Annotated in this window: 17 protein-coding genes; 6 read left to right on the plus strand and 11 right to left on the minus strand. The window is 64.2% G+C overall.

The genetic code is table 11. The features are described 5' to 3' along the window. Window positions 1-55: 55 nt before the first annotated feature. The 6 genes from rbsD to BN1134_RS03370 all read left to right on the plus strand — a co-directional run bounded on the left by rbsD (window position 56) and on the right by BN1134_RS03370 (window position 5,896). Window positions 56-475 carry a D-ribose pyranase gene (gene rbsD, locus BN1134_RS03345; protein WP_042045233.1) on the plus strand — a complete coding sequence of 140 codons (420 nt, stop codon included), beginning with the start codon at window positions 56-58 and terminating at the stop codon, window positions 473-475. 11 nt (window positions 476-486) lie between these two features. Continuing rightward, window positions 487-2,001: a ribose ABC transporter ATP-binding protein RbsA gene (rbsA, locus tag BN1134_RS03350; protein ID WP_042045234.1), complete on the plus strand. Its 1,515-nt coding sequence runs from the start codon at window positions 487-489 to the stop codon at window positions 1,999-2,001. Then, entirely contained in the window at window positions 1,998-2,963 is a 966-nt protein-coding gene (gene rbsC / locus BN1134_RS03355; RefSeq protein ID WP_042045235.1) for a ribose ABC transporter permease, read from the plus strand. The genes rbsA and rbsC overlap by 4 nt, the downstream gene beginning before the upstream one ends. A gap of 23 nt (window positions 2,964-2,986) precedes the next feature. After that, the gene (gene rbsB / locus BN1134_RS03360; RefSeq protein WP_042045236.1) at window positions 2,987-3,862 is read left to right on the plus strand and encodes a ribose ABC transporter substrate-binding protein RbsB; all 876 of its coding nucleotides are present in this window, start codon (window positions 2,987-2,989) and stop codon (window positions 3,860-3,862) included. A 106-nt stretch (window positions 3,863-3,968) separates the two neighbouring features. Then, on the plus strand, window positions 3,969-4,889 hold the full coding sequence (gene rbsK / locus BN1134_RS03365) for a ribokinase (RefSeq protein ID WP_042045237.1): 921 nt from the start codon (window positions 3,969-3,971) through the stop codon (window positions 4,887-4,889). Then, window positions 4,889-5,896: a substrate-binding domain-containing protein gene (locus BN1134_RS03370; RefSeq protein WP_042045238.1), complete on the plus strand. Its 1,008-nt coding sequence runs from the start codon at window positions 4,889-4,891 to the stop codon at window positions 5,894-5,896. The genes rbsK and BN1134_RS03370 overlap by 1 nt, the downstream gene beginning before the upstream one ends. Here BN1134_RS03370 and BN1134_RS03375 read toward each other — a convergent pair. The 11 genes from BN1134_RS03375 to BN1134_RS03425 form a co-directional block, all read right to left on the minus strand. Continuing rightward, window positions 5,890-7,005: a GGDEF domain-containing protein gene (locus BN1134_RS03375; protein WP_052449407.1), complete on the minus strand. Its 1,116-nt coding sequence runs from the start codon at window positions 7,003-7,005 to the stop codon at window positions 5,890-5,892. The genes BN1134_RS03370 and BN1134_RS03375 overlap by 7 nt on opposite strands. After that, window positions 7,005-7,487, minus strand: a complete 483-nt coding sequence (locus tag BN1134_RS03380) for a putative pterin-binding protein (RefSeq protein WP_415857796.1) — start codon at window positions 7,485-7,487, stop codon at window positions 7,005-7,007. Before BN1134_RS03380 ends, BN1134_RS03375 begins: the two co-directional genes overlap by 1 nt. Before the next feature lie 68 nt (window positions 7,488-7,555). Beyond that, complete coding sequence (gene cobB / locus BN1134_RS03385; RefSeq protein WP_042045239.1) at window positions 7,556-8,329, minus strand: Sir2 family NAD+-dependent deacetylase; 774 nt, start codon at window positions 8,327-8,329, stop codon at window positions 7,556-7,558. Between the two features lie 46 nt (window positions 8,330-8,375). Then, window positions 8,376-8,993: a GNAT family N-acetyltransferase gene (locus tag BN1134_RS03390; protein WP_042045240.1), complete on the minus strand. Its 618-nt coding sequence runs from the start codon at window positions 8,991-8,993 to the stop codon at window positions 8,376-8,378. A 1-nt stretch (window position 8,994) separates the two neighbouring features. Beyond that, complete coding sequence (locus BN1134_RS03395) at window positions 8,995-10,224, minus strand: response regulator (RefSeq protein ID WP_042045241.1); 1,230 nt, start codon at window positions 10,222-10,224, stop codon at window positions 8,995-8,997. Continuing rightward, window positions 10,205-13,375, minus strand: coding sequence for an ATP-binding protein (locus tag BN1134_RS03400; RefSeq protein WP_042045242.1), 3,171 nt, complete (start codon window positions 13,373-13,375; stop codon window positions 10,205-10,207). Before BN1134_RS03400 ends, BN1134_RS03395 begins: the two co-directional genes overlap by 20 nt. A 67-nt stretch (window positions 13,376-13,442) precedes the next feature. Further along, window positions 13,443-13,742 carry an integration host factor subunit alpha gene (ihfA, locus tag BN1134_RS03405; protein WP_042045243.1) on the minus strand — a complete coding sequence of 100 codons (300 nt, stop codon included), beginning with the start codon at window positions 13,740-13,742 and terminating at the stop codon, window positions 13,443-13,445. 4 nt (window positions 13,743-13,746) lie between these two features. Continuing rightward, on the minus strand, window positions 13,747-16,134 hold the full coding sequence (gene pheT, locus BN1134_RS03410; protein ID WP_042045244.1) for a phenylalanine--tRNA ligase subunit beta: 2,388 nt from the start codon (window positions 16,132-16,134) through the stop codon (window positions 13,747-13,749). Between the two features lie 12 nt (window positions 16,135-16,146). Beyond that, window positions 16,147-17,130, minus strand: a complete 984-nt coding sequence (pheS, locus tag BN1134_RS03415) for a phenylalanine--tRNA ligase subunit alpha (RefSeq protein WP_042045245.1) — start codon at window positions 17,128-17,130, stop codon at window positions 16,147-16,149. Between the two features lie 185 nt (window positions 17,131-17,315). Continuing rightward, window positions 17,316-17,519, minus strand: coding sequence for a hypothetical protein (locus BN1134_RS03420; RefSeq protein WP_042045246.1), 204 nt, complete (start codon window positions 17,517-17,519; stop codon window positions 17,316-17,318). A gap of 284 nt (window positions 17,520-17,803) precedes the next feature. Next, window positions 17,804-18,706: a LysR family transcriptional regulator gene (locus BN1134_RS03425; protein ID WP_042045247.1), complete on the minus strand. Its 903-nt coding sequence runs from the start codon at window positions 18,704-18,706 to the stop codon at window positions 17,804-17,806. Window positions 18,707-18,811 lie beyond the last annotated feature (105 nt).

Here is an 18,811-nt window from a genome sequence, read left to right on the forward strand (position 1 = left end):
GCAACCGGTTGCGTAACAACTCCGTTGACAGGGCCACAGGGCCAAGAGGTGTAGTATGAAACGAGGCAAGCTGCTCAATGCGCCGCTCAGCGCACTGGTCGCCCGGGTCGGTCATACCGACGAGATCGTGGTCTGCGATGCGGGGCTCCCGATCCCCGATGGCCCCGAGCGCATCGATCTGGCGCTGATGCCCGGCACCCCTTCCCTGCTGACCACCCTCGACGCCCTCTTGTGCGAACTCACCGTCGAGAAGGCGATCCTCGCCAGCGAGATCAAGAGCGTGAGCCCGCGCTGTCATCAGCTCATCCTCGAGCGCCTCGAGCGTCACGGCGCCGAGCAGGGCAAGCCCATCGCCATCGAATACCAGCTGCACGAAGAGTTCAAAGCCAGAAGCGTGCGCAGCCGCGCCATCGTGCGCAGCGGCGAGACCACCCCTTACGCCAACCTCATCCTCTGCGCCGGCGTCGCCTTCTGACGGGAGCATGCATGAATCCGATGACCACTCCACTGCTTGAGCTGACCGGGATCGTCAAGACCTTCCCCGGCGTGCGCGCCCTCGACGAGGCGGGCCTGCGCGTCTACCCGGGCCGGGTCATGGCCCTGCTCGGCGAAAATGGCGCCGGCAAGTCGACCCTGATGAAGGTGCTGACCGGCATCTACCAGGCCGACAGCGGCACCCTCACCTACCGCGGCCAGCCCATCGCCTTTCGCGGCCCGCGTGAATCCCAGGATCAGGGGATCAGCATCATCCACCAGGAGCTCAACCTGCTGCCCGAGCTCTCGATCGCCGCCAACATCTTCTTGGGGCGCGAGCCGCGCAGCCGTTTTGGCAACATCGATCACCGGGCACAGCGTGAGCGCGCCGCCGCCCTGCTTTCACGCCTTGGTGTGCGCCACGGCCCGGATACCCGGCTTGGGGACCTCTCCATCGGCGAGCAGCAGATGGTGGAGATCGCCAAAGCCCTCTCCTTTGATGCCAGCGTCATCATCATGGACGAGCCGACCGATGCCCTGACCGACACCGAGACCGAGCAGCTGTTCAAGGTCATTCGCGAGCTGCGCGCTCAGGGCTGCGGCATCGTCTACATCTCGCACCGGCTCAAGGAGATCTTCCAGATCTGCGACGACGTCACCGTGCTGCGTGACGGCAAGTGGATTGGCGAGTGCCCGGTAAGCGACCTCGACGAGGATCGCCTGATTGAGATGATGGTGGGGCGCCGCCTCGACGAGCAATACCCTCGTCTGGCCCGCGCCCCCGGCGCGGTGAGCCTCCAGGTGGAGCAGCTTTGCGGCCCCGGCGTGCGCGGCGTGAGTTTCACCCTGCACGAGGGGGAGATCCTCGGCTTTAGCGGCCTGATGGGCTCCGGGCGCACCGAGCTGATGAAGCTCATCTATGGCGCGGCGCGCCCCAGCGCCGGCAGCATGACCCTCGGCGGCCAGCCGCTGGTGACCCGCACCCCGGCCGATGGCCTGGCGGCCGGCATCGCCTACATCTCGGAGGATCGCAAGGGCGATGGTCTGGTGCTGCCCATGTCGGTGCGCGAGAACATGACCCTGTGCGCCCTCGGCGAGTTCGTGCGTGGCCTTCACATCGACGGCAACGCCGAGCGCCAGGCGGTCAACGACTACATCCGCCTGTTTAACATCAAAACGCCGGGCGCCGAGCAGCCGATCCGCCTGCTCTCGGGGGGCAACCAGCAGAAGGTGGCCATCGCCAAGGGGCTGCTCACCCGCCCGCGGGTGTTGATCCTGGACGAGCCGACCCGCGGCGTCGACGTGGGGGCCAAGAAGGAGATCTACCAGCTCATCAACGAGTTCAAGAAGGAGGGGATGAGCGTCATCATCGTCTCCTCCGAGATGCCGGAAGTGCTCGGCATGAGTGACCGCATCCTGGTGATGCACGAAGGGCGCGTCAGCGCCGAGATGAATCGACAAGAGGCCAATCAGGAGCGCCTGATGGCTGCCGCAGTAGGAAAACAATGGCAAGAGGTGCCGGCATGACATCCCAAACCGCAGCCCGGACGGGCTTTCTGAGCAAACGCTGGTGGATTGACAACAAATCCTTGGTCGCCCTGTTGCTGCTGATCGCCGTGGTGTCGCTGCTCAACAACCAGTTCTTCACCTTAGACAACCTGCTCAACATCCTGCGTCAGACCTCGGTCAACGCCATCATCGCCGTCGGCATGACCCTGGTGATCCTCACCGCCGGCATCGATCTGTCGGTCGGCGCCGTGCTGGCCCTGTGCGGCGCCTTCGCCGCCAGCATGATCGGCATGGAGCTGCCCATCTACGTGGCCGTGCCCGCCGCCCTGCTGGCCGGCGCAGCCTTGGGGGGCCTCAGCGGTGCCATCATTGCCCTGGGCAAGGTGCAGGCCTTCATCGCCACCCTGGTCACCATGACCGCCCTGCGCGGTGTGACCATGGTCTATACCGAGGGGCGCCCCATCTCCACCGGTTTTAGCGACGGGGCCGATCAGTTCGCCTGGCTCGGCACCGGATATCTTCTCGGCATTCCGGTGCCCATCTGGCTGATGGCGCTCACCTTCCTGTTTGCCTGGTATCTGCTAAACCACACTCGCCTGGGGCGCTACATCTACGCCCTGGGGGGGAACGAGTCGGCCACCGCCCTCTCGGGCATCAACGTGGCGCGGGTCAAGCTCGCGGTCTACAGCCTGTGCGGCGTCTTCTCCGCCCTGGCGGGGCTGATCGTCACCTCGCGCCTGTCGTCGGCCCAGCCGACCGCCGGCATGGGCTACGAGCTCGACGCCATCGCCGCCGTGGTACTGGGGGGCACCAGCCTGATGGGGGGCAAGGGCCGCATCATGGGGACCCTGATCGGTGCCCTCATCATCGGCTTTCTCAACAACGCCCTGAACCTGCTCGACGTCTCTTCGTATTACCAGATGATTGCCAAGGCCAGCGTGATCCTGCTCGCCGTGATGATCGACAACAAAAGCAAGTGATGACACACACAAGGAATGAAACGATGAAAAAGCTCAATACCCTGCTCGCCGCCGCCGTTCTGTCTGTCATGGGCACCGCCCACGCTGCCGATCAGACCCTGGCTCTGGTGGTCTCGACCCTCAACAACCCCTTCTTCGTCACCATGAAGGAGGGGGCCGAAGCCAAGGCCAAGGAGCTGGGCTACCAGATGATCGTGCTGGACTCCCAGAATGACCCGGCCAAGGAGCTGGCCAACGTGGAAGATCTCACCGTGCGCAAGGTCAGCGCCATCCTGATCAACCCGACCGACTCCGCCGCCGTCGGCAACGCCATCGTGCTGGCCAACCGCGCCGACATCCCGGTGCTGACCCTCGACCGCGGCGCCGCCCAGGGCAAGGTCAAGGCCCACATCGCCTCCGACAACGTGGCAGGCGGCAAGATGGCCGGTGACTTCATCGCCGAGAAGCTCGGCAAGGGGGCCAAGGTGATCCAGCTCGAAGGGATTGCCGGCACCTCCGCCGCCCGCGACCGGGGCGAAGGCTTCGCCCTGGCCGTCAAGGCCAACGACTTCAAGGTGCTCGCCTCCCAGCCGGCCGACTTTGATCGCACCAAGGGGCTCAACGTCATGGAAAACCTGCTGGCCGCCCAGCCCGAGGTGCAGGCGGTGTTCGCCCAGAACGACGAAATGGCGCTCGGCGCCATCCGCGCCGTGCAGGCCGCCGGCAAAGAGGTGATGATCGTTGGTTTCGACGGCACGGACGATGGCAAGGCCGCCGTGGCCAAGGGTAAGCTGGCCGCCACCGTGGCCCAGCAACCGGCGCTGATCGGTGCCATCGGCGTCGACACCGCCGACAAGGTGCTCAAGGGGCAAGAGGTGCCGAGCGCCATCCCGGTACCGCTGCAAGTCGTCTCCAAGTAAACTCCGGGGCGGGGGCCCAGGCCCCCGCCTAGTCGCCAGCTCAGTATCGCCTGGCATGCGGCCGCCACGCGGCCCCATCCCAAGCCGTATCGAAACAGGATCTCTTATGAAGCAACTCGTCGTTCTCGGCAGCGTCAATGCCGACCATGTCCTGCGCGTCCCCCACTTTCCCCGCCCCGGCGAGACCCTGCGCGGCCACAGCTATCAGGTGCTGCCCGGCGGCAAGGGCGCCAATCAGGCGGTGGCTGCGGCGCGCCTTGGCGCCGACATCGGCTTTATCGCCCGCATCGGCGATGACGCCATCGGCCGCCAGATGCGCGATGGCTTCGCCACCGACGGCATCGACATAAGCGCGGTCGAGTGTGACCCCACCCTGCCCACCGGCATCGCCATCATCTATGTGAGCGACGAAGGGGAAAACAGCATCGGCCTCTCCGCCGAGGCCAACGGGGCGCTCTCCCCCGAGGTGGTCGAGCGCCACGCCGCGCGTATTGCCGGCGCCGATACCCTACTGCTGCAACTGGAAGTGCCGCTTGAGAGCGTGCTACGCGCCGCCACGCTTGCCCATGCGGCCGGCACCCGGGTGGTACTCAACCCCGCGCCGGCCCAGCCGCTGCCCGCATCGCTGCTCGCCCTGGTCGATCTCATCACCCCGAACCAAACCGAGGCAGAGTTGCTGACCGGCGTGGCCGTCACCGATGAGGCGAGCGCCCGCGCGGCGGCGGCGCGTTTTCACGCTATGGGGATCGCGAGCGTGATGATCACGCTCGGCGCTCAGGGGGTCTACTGGAGCGAGCAGGGCGAAGCGGCCCTCATCCCCGGTTTTCGCGTCACCGCCACCGACACCACGGCAGCCGGCGACACCTTCAACGGGGCGCTGCTGGCCGAGCAGCTGCGCGGCGCCTCGATGCCGGAGGCGATCCGCTTCGCCCACGCGGCGGCGGCCCTCTCGGTCACCCGCTTCGGCGCGCAAAGCTCGATCCCCCATCTTGCCGAAGTGCGCGCCTTTCTCAAGGAGCACCCCTGATGGCCAATATCCGGGACGTGGCGGCGCTGGCCGGGGTGTCGACCACCACCGTCTCCCACGTCATCAACGAGACCCGTTTCGTGGCGGACGAGACCCGCAAGCGGGTGTTCGCCGCCATGCGCGATCTCAACTACGCGCCGAGTCTGGTGGCGCGCAGCCTCAAGGTGAAAGAGACCCACAGCATCGGCATGCTGGTGACCACCTCGAGCAACCCCTTCTTCGCCGAGGTGGTGCGCGGGGTGGAGCGCTACTGCTTCGAGCAGGGCTACAACCTGATGCTGGGTAACACCGAAGGGGAAGCGACCACCGCCCAATCCTATCTCAAGATGATGCTGCGCAAGCGGGTCGACGGCCTGCTCATCATGTGCAGTGAAGGGCAGCGCGAGGTGCTGGGCCAGCTCGACTGGCTGGGGGATCTGCCGGTGGTGCAGATGGACTGGGGCAGCGGCGGCGCCTGCGATCTCATCGCCGATAACTCCCACCACGGCGGCATGCTGGCCACCCGCCACCTGATTGCCCTGGGTCACAAGAAGATGGGCTGCATCACAGGGCCACGGGATCGGGCCCCCGGAACCGAGCGGCTGGCGGGATTTATCGAGGCATTGCAGGAGGCGGGATTGCCCCTTCGCAGCGACTGGATCTTGGAGGGCAACTTCGACTGCGCCAGCGGCCATCAGGCCATGCGCTCGCTGCTGGCACAATCTGAGCGCCCCACCGCCCTGTTTGTCTGCAACGACATGATGGCGATGGGGGCGATCAGCGCCGCCACCGAGGCGGGGCTGCGCATTCCGGAGGATCTCTCGATCATCGGTTATGACAATGTGGCGCTGGCCGAATACATGTCACCACCGCTCACCACCATCAACCAACCCAAGGAGGAGCTGGGCCGCCTCGCCGTCACCCGGCTGCTGACCCGCATCAACGGCGAGCGCCCCCAGGAGACCCTGATCACCCTAGAGCCCAATCTGGTGATCCGCCGCTCCTGCTCTGCCCCATCGACTCAATGAACGCGATCCGGGCCTGCTCCTTCATCGAGCAGGGTGCGCAGCTCCTCGTGCAAGGCGGGGTGGTAGTGCACCCGCTCGCCGAGATCCCCTAACTTGGCGCGGTTGAGCGCCAAAATGGCCTCGTCGAGCAAGGTGGCGTGATCCCGGTGCAAAAACGCGATCCCGAGCCGGCACTCGACCCGAAAGACCCCTTCACGGCAGGCAAAATCGAAGCTGATGAGCTGGCCGAGCTGCTCACACTGCGCTTCGAGCAGCGGCGGACTGGCCTGCACCAGCAGCACGGCAAACTCGTCACCGCCCAGCCGAAAGGCGTGCTCGCCATAGCGCTGTGCCAACATGCCGGCCACCTGACAGAGCAGCCGATCCCCCACCTGATAGCCCATCAGATCGTTGACCTGCTTGAAGCGTTTAAGATCGAGCACCACCAGGGCGCAGGGCTCCCCGCCGTGCTCGGCGAGGCGCTCGTGCAGAGCACGGCGGTTGCCAAGCCGGGTCAAGGGATCGAGGCGGGCCAACCGCCGATTGCCGATATTGGCCCGGATCAGCGCCAATACCAGCAAGCTCCCCGCCAGCAGCAAGATGAACTGGCACCACTGGAGCCAGCGCAGGTTTTCACGGATGTCGCTGACCGAGCGCTCCTGCTCATGGCTGGAGAGAATACGGCTGCCCACCCGGTTCACCTCCTCAACCAGCGGCTGCAAGCGCGCCAGATGGACGGCCAGGGCCGGCTGCTGCAAGCGGGCGGCGCTCTCCATCATGGGCTCTAGCTCTTTGATCTCGACAAACAGCGCCTGCAACCGCTCCCCCATGCCATAGCGCTGGCGCATGTCGGCCGTCTCCTTGCCGACGAGGAACACATCGAGCTGGTTCCACAGAATGTCATAACTGCGCGCCACCGCGTCAAAAGAGAGCGCCCCCTGCTTGAACAGACGCAGCTCAAACAGCAGACGCTGGGAACGCAGCAACATCTGGGTCACGTTCCACTGGGCATTGCGATAGACGTTGTCCACCAGCTGCTCATGGCGACGCTCCAGCCACAGGCTGGTGATCGAAGAGGCCAGAAAGAGGGTGACGATCGCCCCGAGCAGCAGATCCTGGCGACGCAGCATCAGCGCAGCACCTCGATGCGCTCGACCTGCCACACCATGGCATTGTGCACGGCCGGCACATCCATCTGCGGGTAGTCACTAAAAGAGAGCAGCAGCCAGATGGGCCCCTTGTTACGCCGGCTCATGGGTTGGCCATCCTGATAGCGGGCCAACACCAGCGGCGCGTTACGAAACTGATCCAGCTCGATCACCTGCTGATAGTCATTGAGCGCCGTGACCGACACGCGCTCTGCCTCCATCACGCCGGCTTGACGTAGCAGATCGCGCAGCAGCGGGCCACGGTAGGTGTGCTTGCCCACCGTCCAGGGGGTCGTCGTGGTGAACTGCTGCTGTGGCAGTGCGCCCAGGGCCGCCTCATCCCAGGATTGCTGGCGTCCGTCGGGAAGGGTCAAGACAAAAAGCGGCGCCGCCTGCAACGGGGCAAAGGCAGCGCCAATCAATAGGGTGAAGGGGAGCAGCACACGCGGCAAGGATGGCATCATATGGCACAACTCCGTTAAGAGGCAGTTGCGGCCAGTGTGGTCACTTATTGATACCTTTGCAATGCCCTTTAACCTTTTCCAACCAGCCCAGAATAGGGCTCGGCCATGGCCCTTGGCCCTATCATCCCCATCCCGGCCAGCAGCTCGTCGACAAACGCCGGAACCAGATGAGAGGCCGGCCCATAGCGCTTCTCGTCAAACTGGCTCTCGACCTCGCTCGGCTCGAGATTGAGCTCGAGGGTATGAGCCCCTGCCAGGCTCGCCTCGTGGACGAACCCCGCCGCCGGGTAGACCGCCCCCGAGGTGCCAATGGCAATGAAGAGATCGCAGCTGGCCAGCGCCGAGTAGATGCGATCCAGCCCGATGGGCATCTCGCCAAACCAGACCACGTGCGGGCGCAGCGGCTGGGGAAACTGGCAACAGGCGCACAGATCATCTTGGCCCAGCGCCCCTTTCCACTCCACCACCTGACCGGAAGAGGGGCAGCGCGCCTTGAGCAGCTCCCCGTGCATGTGAATGAGGTGGCGACTGCCGGCGCGCTCGTGCAGGTTGTCAATGTTCTGGGTAATGAGCGTCAAGGTACCGGGAAACAGGCGCTCAAGGCGCGCCAGGGCGTAATGGGCCGGATTGGGGTGAACCACGTCCTGCTGCAACTGGGCTCTGCGGGCATTGTAAAATCGCTGCACCAACGCCGGATCGCGGTCATACCCCTCGGGGGTCGCCACATCCTCGATGCGATGCTCTTCCCACAGCCCGTCATGGGCGCGGAAGGTGCGGATCCCCGACTCGGCCGAGATGCCGGCGCCGGTGAGGATCACGATGTGCTGATAGGGCTGCGCCATGGCCACCTCCTTTTTCAAGACCCTAGCATTGGCCACACCTGACTGCCTATTCGCCCTTGGTCGCAGAGCGGGCGAGATCAAGCGCCGTCAGATCGAGCCGCACCACCTGGGTTGCGCCCCCCGTCACGCAGGAGAGCGGTAATCCCAGCCCTCGGAGCAGGGTCAGCATGGGGCGATTCTCGCTCAACACCTCGGCCACCCACTCCTCTACCCCCTGCTCTCTGGCCAGCAGCGCCAACGTCAGCAACAGGGCGCTGCCCAGCCCCTGCCCCTGCCAGGCATCGGCCACCACACAGGCAAACTCGGCTCGCTCAGGGCGACGCCGCCGCACCGACTGGGCATGGGCAATCACCTCGCCCTCCGGCGTACTCAGCAGCAGTGCCAACTGCCGCTCACGGGGATAACGGGTAAACCAGGCCAACTGCTCCGCCGTCGGCTTGGCAGGCATCCGCATGAAACGCAGGTAACGACTCTGCTCGCCCAGCATGGCGTAAGCACGCAGCAGCGCGGGCTCATCCTGCTCGGAGGCCTCGCTCAGGCGTAGCGTCACCGCCCCCCATGGCACCAGGCAGGGCAGTTGAGCGCGCTGGCTCGGCCAGCCAGGGCGCCACAGACGGGCGGCCAGACGAGCCGGAACGGTGGGCTGGCACAGATAGCGCCGCATCCTACCAGCGCCCGTGAAATCCCCGCCCTTCCCACCAGACGCTGTCGAGCAGGGCGTAAGGATCGTCCAGGTAGAGCCGCAACTCCTTGTCACGGGCCCGTTGCAAGAAGCTCTCCAGCCATCCCCCCTGCTCCAGCATGGGCAGCAGCCGGCGCCCGAGCAGCAAGGCCGAGAGGGGGAGCCGCTCGAGCAGCTCAAAGGAGAGATACTCAGGGCGGTCGATGAGCAGCGCCAATTCGGCGCCGGCCAAACGGGCCTGCAGTGCCAGAGAAAAATGCTCCTGATGTTGCAGCAGATCATCCTGGGGACGGATGAGCAGGGTCAGACGCTCCGCTGCGCCGCCCCCGATTTCGAGCCGCTGACGCAGCGCTTCCCAGTTCATGCCCAGGCTCCCCAGTAGCAACCAGGCGGGATCGCTGGCCAGAGGCAGATCGTTAAGGCGACCCAAGGTGCCCAGCGTCAGCCCCTCCCATGAGCGGATATGGCGCAGACGAAACCGGTTGGTCGGCAGCCGTGGCCGGCCGCCATACGCCTGCAGCAAGATGGGCAGCAGCCGGGCCAGATCGAGCGGCTTGGTAAATGCGCCGACCACAGGGATGCCCTTCTCCCCCAGCAGACGGGCCGCGCCGTCGATCAGCACCTGATCATGACCGGAGAGCAGGATCACCGGCGTTTGGGTGCCGCTTTGCCCCAGCAGGTGGATGGCATCATCTTCGGCCAGCGCCAGATCGCAGATCAGCCAGTCAAACGGCTGGCGAGCCAACTCGAGCGCCCACTGCTGCCCATCTTGCACCAGCACGCAGCTGGCGCCGGTCGAGCGGATCTGTTGCGCGATCTGCTCCCCCTGGAAGGGGTGATCCTCAAGCAGCAAGATCTGCTGCCCCGCCAGCCACTGGCTCCAACGAGCCATGGCCTGCTCCAGACTCTCCAGCCAGGGCTCATCGATGCTCAGGACGCCGGGCGCTTGCGCCAGCGCCGTCATGTAAAGACGCCCCACATGCTGCGCAGGATCGTAGAGGGCAAATTGGGTACTGCCAAACCAGTGCATCCACTGCCAGTCTAACTGGGGATCGGCGCACAGCAGCACCACCCCGTGGGGCAGAGAGTGGGCTGACACCGCACGAAAGCTCGCTTCATCGAGGGCGTACAGCGTCAGGGGACGAAACTCCTCGCTCTCCCCCACCCCGTCTAGCAGGGCGCTCAGCTCTTCGTCACTGATGATGCTGGTCATGTTGTCGCAACCTCTGCTCTGTCTCTTCCATCATCTGTTGCAGGGCGTCGATGGCATCCCATTCCCGCCGCTGCTCCCACGCTTCTATTAACCGAACCAGTTCCCTGGCCCCCACCATCTTCGCCGAGCCCTTGATGCGGTGCAATTGGGCAGCCCATCCCGGCCAATCCTGCGCTCGCCAACATTGCATTACAGCGTCCAGATCGCGCCGATTCGTCTCGCAATACAGCGCCAGGGTCGCCTCATCAAGCAGCGGCTGATCGCTGACTTCCGATGAAGGGACGTAACGTTGCAGCAAGGCCGCGAGCTCCTGACGGCGCACCGGCTTGTCCAACCGCCCATCGCAGCCACACTGCTCGAGCCGCTTGATGGCCTGTACGCTCAGATCCGCCGTGATCACATAAACAGGCAGATGGAACCAGCGCGGCTCCTTTTTGAGGCGCAGGCACAGATCGGCCCCATCAAGACGGGGCATCTGCAGATCCGTGAGGATCAGATCCACCGTCAACCCCTGCTCCAGCAGGCTCAGGGCCACGACGCCATCCTCCGCCATGGTGACCACGGCCCCCAGTTGCTGCAATTGCATCGCCAGCACGTGCCGATTGAGCTCATGATCCTCCACCAACAGCACCCGTAACTCATCACCCCGCCGCGGGAGTTCAGCCCCATCATGCCCCACCTCTTCGGCCAGCACACTCAGCATGCTGCCTGGCACCAGCTGTTGGCCGCGCCAGCGCCAGCAGGGCAGCCCATATTCATCGGGCTCTTCGATCAGGGGCTCGGCGCTGGCATCTTCGGTCACCTGCATGCGAGCCAGCCAGAGCTGGCACTCCAGACGCCGCTCTGCCGGCATCTGCAGCGCGATGCGACTCACCTGGCGACGCCGTGGTAAGGGATGCTCCGGCTGAACCAACGGCAAGCGGCACCAGAAGCTGCTCCCTTTCGGCTGGCGCGCCATCACGCCGATGGAGCCCTCCATCTGGGTCACCAGCTGATGCGTGATCGCCAGGCCAAGGCCGGTTCCTTCGCCGGTCTGCTGCGCATCACGCCCCTGCTCGAAGGGGAGAAACAGGCGCGAGCGCAGTGAAGGATCGATCCCCGGCCCCTCGTCCTCGACTTGCAACAGTAGGTGGCCATCTTGCTGGGTCAGCATGACCCGCACCGTCCCCTGCTCGGTGAACTTGATGCCGTTGGAGAGCAGGTTGTGCAGGATCTGCGCCATGCGATGGGGATCGAGCCAGAGCGTCTCGGGCAGATCGGCCGATATCGACAGGCTCAAGGCGATGTGACGGGCCTTGGCCTTGGGCCAGTGTATGGCGATCACCCGTTCACAGAGCCATACCAGATCCACCCGCTGCGGCGTCAATGCCAGGTTGTGCTGTTCGTTACGGGTAAAGTCGAGGATGTCGTTGAGCAAGCCAAGCAGCTCATCGGTGGCCTGACGCACCCGCTCCAGGGCGCGCGACTGCTCCTGCCCAAGACGGGTGCCTGCCAGCCATTCGAGCAAACCGATGATGGCGTTCATGGGGGTGCGGATCTCGTGGCTGATGGCCGCCATGAAGCGCCCCTTGGCCTGCGCCGCCGCTTCGGCGCGCTGGCGGGCTTCCGAGAGCCCCTGCTCCACCAGCCGCCGCCGCTCAATCTCGAGCGCCAACTGCCGCCGTGAGCGCCAGATGAGGAGGATGATCACCCCACCACTGAGCAGTAACAGCAGGGTCGAGCCGATCCAGATGCCATAACTGACCCCCTCCACCTGAGTGACCGAGAGTTGCAGCCAGCGCTGGCGCAGCTCGTCTTGCTGAACCGGTGAAATCCCCATCATCGCCTTGTTGAGGACTCGCTCTAGCATGGGGCGGTTGGGGGCGATGGCAAACGGCAATCCCCAGCGCTCGTCGACCAGATCACTGATGTTCAAATCCTGTAGCTGATTGAGGCGCAGCGGATATTGCAGCTGATAGAGATCGGCCAACAGCCCTCGGCCCTCACCGCGGCGCAGGCGCTCCGCCCCTTCCACCACGGAGGGCACCGGTTGCCAATTGGCCTTGCCCAGGCGCGCGAGCAAGGAGGGGTCCCACAAACTTGCCGGCACCCACACCGTCTCGCCATCGAGCTCCTTGAGATTGGCGTGCAGCCCATCGCGACTGAGCAAGGCCCAGTGGCTCATCACCATGATGCGGGTAAAGCGCAGAACCTCTGCCAAGGCACTCGACTCGGGCACCCCTAGCATCATGTCAATCTCACCGCTACGCAGCAGGCGGATCCCCTCCTCCCGGTCGCGCACGCCTTGCCACTCCACCGTGATGCCATGGGGCCGCAGCAGCTCGCGCAGCATATCCACCGACCAGCCGACCGGCACGCCGTTGCGATCCCGGCTGGAAAAAGGAGGAAGCCCTGGGTTGATGGCCACGCGCAGCGTCCGGGTGCGGGCCAGCCAGGACTGCTCCTCGTCACTCCATTCAGGCAAGTTGATGCTGCCGGCACCGCTGATGGCGTAACTGTCGAGCAGCCGATACGTGTTGGCGGGGGGCAGGTAACGCACCGCGGTATTGATGGCTTCACGCAGTGAAGGCTCGTCGCGCATTACCAAGCGGACACTCATCTGCCAGTGATCGTGTTCAAGCAGCCGGATACGGACATTGAGATCCGGGTGCTGACGCAGCAACTCACGCAGGGAGAGGTAATCGCCCAGATAGGTGTAGGAGGGCTCGTCATGCAGCAGCGCGGGCACCGAGATGCCGGGCTTCGCCGGCGCGATGGCGCGATCCGGCATGAAGTGGTTGAGCAGCACATGGGAGAACCAGGCCGGCTGCACCAGCACGGGGCCACTGTCCTCCTCGGTGCGATAGAGCATGGCGGCCATCACCGTCATCAGAGGAGGGCTCTGCGGCCCCAGCTCACTGCCGACCCCCTCTGCCGAGACCAGCGGCAACAGATCGCAGCGCCCCTGGCGATAGGCTTCTCTGGCCTGCTGCCAATCCGGGTAGATCTTCGGCTCGGCCTGCACCTCCAGCAAGGCACTGAGCTGCGCCACCAGATCCGGTACCAGCCCCTTCCCTTGCTGGAAATAGGGCTGATAGTGAATATCGGGGTAACAGACTGTCAGCTGAGGATGCTGCTCGAGGAAGGCATGGGCCTCGTGCGACAGGGGCAAGGTTCCCGCCAGCGCGGGAGCGGTGCACAACGACAGTGAAAAAAGCCAGGCTAGGCCTGGCTTTTTGTTATTCCTCGTTGGGTTCGACATTTTCGACCCTGGCTTTCAGCTTCTGCCCAGGACGGAAGGTCACGACGCGCCGCGCCGTGATGGGTATGTCTTCCCCTGTCTTGGGGTTACGACCCGGGCGCTGATTCTTCTCGCGAAGATCGAAGTTGCCAAAGCCGGAGATCTTGACCTGCTCGCCCCGCTCCAGGGCCATTCTGATCTCTTCAAAGAAGGCTTCCACCAACTCTTTGGCCTCGCGCTTGCTCATCCCAAGCTGGGTGAACAGGTGCTCTGCAATATCGGCTTTGGTCAGCGCCATAGATTCAGTCCCTCAAGGATGCGTTGAACTCTTCAGCGAGCGCCTTGACCACGCGATCGACAGTCTCGGCAATCTCTTTTTCTTCCAGAGTACGCTGGGTGTCTTGCAACACCAGGCTGATGGCGAGGCTCTTCTTCTCCTCGGACATACCAGCACCCTGGTATACGTCGAACAAGTTTATTCCAACTACCTGATTTCCGCCAACTTTTTTAATTACTGCCAAGATATCGCCGGCCAGAACCTGACGGTCGACCACCACGGCGATGTCACGGCGGTTGGCCGGGAACTTGGAAACCTCGGTCGCGGCGGGCACCTTGGCCGGAGTCAGCTTGTCCAGCTCCAGCTCAAAGAGCACGGCGCGGGTCTTAAGGCCCAGCTTCTTCTCAAGGCTCGGATGGATCACACCGATGTGACCGATGACGATGCCATCGCGCAGGATGGCGGCGCACTGGCCCGGGTGCAATGCACTGTGCTCGGCACGCTCGAAGGTGAAGGCCGCGCCTTCCGCCGTCAGATCGAGCACCGCTTCCAGATCGCCCTTCAGATCGAAGAAGTCGACGCCACGGCCCTTGCCATCCCAGTGCTCTTCGCTCTGGTTACCGGTGATGATACCGGCCAGCATCGGCTCCTGACGGATGCCGTTCTCGGCGCCCTCGTCCTTGATAAAACGCAGCCCCTGCTCGAACAGACGCACGCGCGGCTGCTGACGGTTCTGGTTGTACACCACCGCCTGCACCAGGCCCGGGAACAGTGACACGCGCATGGCGGACATCTCGACCGAGATGGGGTTCGGCAGCACGATGGCTTCACTGTGCGGGAACAGGGCCTGCTGGGCCTTGGGATCGACGAAGCTGTAGGTGATCGCCTCCTGGAAACCGCGATCCACCAGGAGATCGCGCACCCGCTTGAGGGTCACCTGCCCCTCGGCCTGCTCGACCATGGCCAGCGAAGCGACCGGTTTGAGGTTCGGGATGTTGTTGTAGCCGTAGATGCGGGCCACTTCCTCGATGAGATCTTCCTCGATGGCGATATCGAAACGCCAGGAGGGGGCCAGGGCGCTCCAGCCGTCGGCATTGGCAGTGACCTGCATGCCGAGACGAGTCAGGATCTCGACCACCTGCTCGTCGGCGATGGCGATGCCGATGACGCGCTCCATCTTGCTGCGACGCAGCGTGATCGGCTGGGCCTTGGGCAGGTGCGCATCGGATTTGACTTCGATCACCGGGCCGGCTTCGCCGCCGCAGATATCCAGCAGCAGACGGGTGGCTCTGTCCATCACCTTGGCTTGCAGCTCGGGATCGACCCCGCGCTCGAAGCGGTGGGAGGAGTCGGTGTGCAGGCCGTAGGCACGGGCGCGACCGGTGATGGAGAGCGGCGCGAAGAAGGCGCACTCGAGCAGGATGTCGGTGGTGGTCTCACTGACGCCGGTGCGATCGCCGCCGAAGATCCCGGCCATGCAGGCAGGGCCAGTGCTGTCGGCGATGACGAGGGTGTTCTCTTTGAGCTTCACGTCGTTGCCGTCGAGCAGGGTCATCGGCTCATCAGCCTGCGCGCGGCGCACCACCAGCTCCTTGTCCAGCTTGGCCAGATCGAAGGCGTGCATCGGCTGACCGTATTCCAGCAGCAGGAAGTTGGTGATGTCGACGATGGCGTCGATGGAGCGGATGCCGCCACGGCGCAGCTTCTCCTGCATCCAGAGCGGGCTCTGGGCCTTGAGGTTCAGCCCCTTGACGACGCGGCCGAGATAGCGCGGGCAATCGGCCGGCGCCTCAACCCGGATCGGGAAGGTGGCATCAATGGTGGCAACTGCCGGCGTCCAGCTTGGTTCGACCACGTCGGCGCGGTTGAGCACACCGATTTCACGGGCGAGACCCGCAATGCCGAGGCAATCGGCGCGGTTCGGGGTGAGATCCACGTCGATGGCGACGTCGTTGAGCGCGAGGTATTCACGGATATCGGTACCGATGGGGGCATCAAGCGGCAGCTCGATGATGCCATCGGCTTCCACGTCGATACCCAGCTCGCTGAAGGAGCAGAGCATGCCGTGGGACGGCTGACCGCGCAGCTTGGCCTTCTTGATGGTGAAATCACCCGGCAGGGTCGCCCCGACCTTGGCCACGCAGACCTTGAGACCTTGGCGGCAGTTCGGCGCGCCGCAGACGATGTCGAGCAGCTCGGCCTCGCCCACATTGACCTTGGTCACCCGCAGCTTGTCGGCGTCCGGATGCTGGGCACACTCGACCACTTCACCGACCACCACGTTGTTGAACTGGCCCGCCACCGGCTCGATGGCGTCCACTTCCAGGCCAGCCATGGTGATCTGCTCGGCCAGCGCGTTGTCACTTATCTCGGTGCGGACCCACTCCATCACCCAGGATTTACTGAATTTCATGTTCTCTCGCCCTTACTTGAACTGCTTGAGGAAGCGCAGGTCGTTTTCGAAGAAAGCGCGCAGGTCGTTGACCCCATAGCGCAGCATGGTCAGGCGCTCAACGCCCATGCCGAAGGCAAAGCCGGCGTATTTCTCCGGATCGATGCCAACCGAACGCAGCACGTTCGGGTGCACCATGCCGCAGCCCAGCACTTCCAGCCACTTGCCGTTCTTGCCCATCACGTCCACTTCGGCGCTCGGCTCGGTGAACGGGAAATAGGAGGGGCGGAAGCGGATGGTCAGGTCTTCCTCGAAGTAGTTGCGCAGGAAGTCGTGCAAAATGCCCTTGAGCTCGGTGAAGCTGGCATGCTCGTCGACCAGCAGGCCTTCAACCTGGTGGAACATGGGGGTGTGGGTCATGTCGTAGTCGTTACGATAGACGCGGCCCGGCGCAATGATGCGGATCGGCGGCTGCTGCTGCTCCATGGTGCGGATCTGCACGCCCGAGGTGTGGGTGCGCAGCATCAGGTCCGGGTTGAAGTAGAAGGTATCGTGGTCGGTACGCGCCGGGTGGTGAGCCGGGATGTTCAGGGCATCGAAGTTGTGAAAGCCATCTTCGATCTCCGGGCCGCGCGCCACGGTGAAGCCCATCTCGCCAAACAGGCGCTCGATGCGCTCGATGGTGCGGGTCACCGGGTGCAGGCCGCCATTTTCGATGCGACGCCCCGGCAGGGTGATGTCGATGGTCTCGGCGGCCAGCTTCTGGTTCAGTACCGCCGCTTCCAGCGCCTCGCGACGCTCGCTGAGCAGATCCTGCACGGCCTGCTTGGCCTGGTTGATCACGGCGCCGGCGGCGGGACGCTCTTCGGGCGAAAGCGCGCCCAGTCCCTTCATCTGCTCGGTAAAGAACCCTTTCTTGCCCAGATACTTGACCCGGATTTCGTCGAGGGCGGCGATATCGCTTACGCCCCCGATCTCGGCCTTCGCCTGGCCGACCACTTCTTCAAGCTGCTGCATGTCTTCCTCGTCACCGCTCCCGGAATGGGAGCCTGCTCAAGCAAAAATTAGGAAAGGGCATGATAGTACTAAAAAAAGCGTGATCCTGACTAGCGCATTCACCAGCACTATCCCCTATTTCTTCCCTGCCAGGCAGGGGATAGGGCTCTCTCCCTCCCCCGGCGCCGCGCTCTGGGGATGCCCGCCTAAGAAAGCGCCCAGTGCCGCCCCTCCCGCTCCTCATCCAGCAGATCGAGCCGGCGCTCGAAGGCCGTGAAGGCGCGCGCCACCAGCTCTCGCCCCTGTAACAGCTCGGCGGCGGTGAAGTGGCAGCGCGACAGCAGATCCTGCTGCGCCGTCATGGCATGGCCCCCTTCATGGCGCAGGTGCAAATTCGATATGAAACCCATGCACCATGCCATGCCCCGCGTCCCCGCTCGTCACCCAAATGGCGCGGGCCGCCCCCTCCCCCTAGCTGGAGGCCGTCCGCCGCCACGGCACCACGACCGGCCGACATCACGCCGGAGGCGACCTCATCACCTGATACCGGGCAAAAGAGCAGGCCCGCCGAGCGGGCCTGTTGTAGACGACGAGTCATCACACGCCCTTGCACGACGATCCTCAGCGCGCGGATTGACTGCACGCGAGATCAAATGGTTGCAAAGGATACGCCAGGAAAACCGGCGTGATCGGCTTAGGGATAACGCCCGCTCCGCCGGTTTTCCACCAGCTCCGCCAGTATGGTGTTCACCAGACGCATGGCCGCGCTCGGGGTTTCGCCCCGGCGCCGCGAGGCAATCACCGATATGGAGAGCTTTTCATCCGCCACCGGCATGAACTCCACCCCTTCCCGGTTTAGCTTGTGCACCTGCTCAGGCACCAGGGCAAACCCCATGTCCGAAGCCACCAGTGACAGCGCCGTCTGCACGTCGTTGACCTGCTGGATCACCTGCAACTTCAGGCCGCGACGGTGAAACAACCCCTGGACGACATCGGCAAAATGGGGGCCGGCGCCGGCGGGAAAGATCACCATGGGCACTTCGGCCAACTCGGCCATGGTCGGCGCCTGCCGGGTCAAAGGATGAGAGGCGGGCAGAGCGACAATCAGGGGCTCGTTAAACAGCACCTCTTGCTCCACGTCCGGATCGTCGATACGCACCCGGCCAAAACCGATGTCTATCTTGCCACTCTTGAGCGCCGCCACCTGCTCCTGGGTCTTGAGTTCATGCAGCACCAGTTCCAGGTTCTTGTTGCGCCGTAGCCGACGCACCATCAGCGGCAGTTGGCCATAGAACACCGACGGCACAAAGCCGATGGCAAACACCATCTTGCGCAACTGGGCTATTTGCCGGGTGCCTTCGATGCTGGCCTCCAGCCGCTCCAGCAGGGTACGAGCCTGCTGCAAAAAGTACGCGCCCCCCTGGGTCAGCTCCAATCCCCGCGCCTTGCGAATAAACAACTGCACCTCCAGCTCTTCCTCTAGCTGTTTGATTTGGCGGGTCAGCGGCGGTTGGGCGATAAACAGCCGCTCCGCCGCCCGGGTCAGGTTCAGCTCTTCCGCCACCGCAATGAAATTGCGGAGGTATCTCAGCTCCATCCATACCTCCAGGGTATCGCTGGTGACTTAATCAATATTGGTGCGTATGACAGCGCAACCGTAACCTTTTTGCAACAAACAATTATCACCAAGGTGGTAGAAGCG

It is taken from the genome of Aeromonas simiae (assembly GCF_000820125.1).
Classification (GTDB): Bacteria; Pseudomonadota; Gammaproteobacteria; order Enterobacterales; family Aeromonadaceae; genus Aeromonas; species Aeromonas simiae.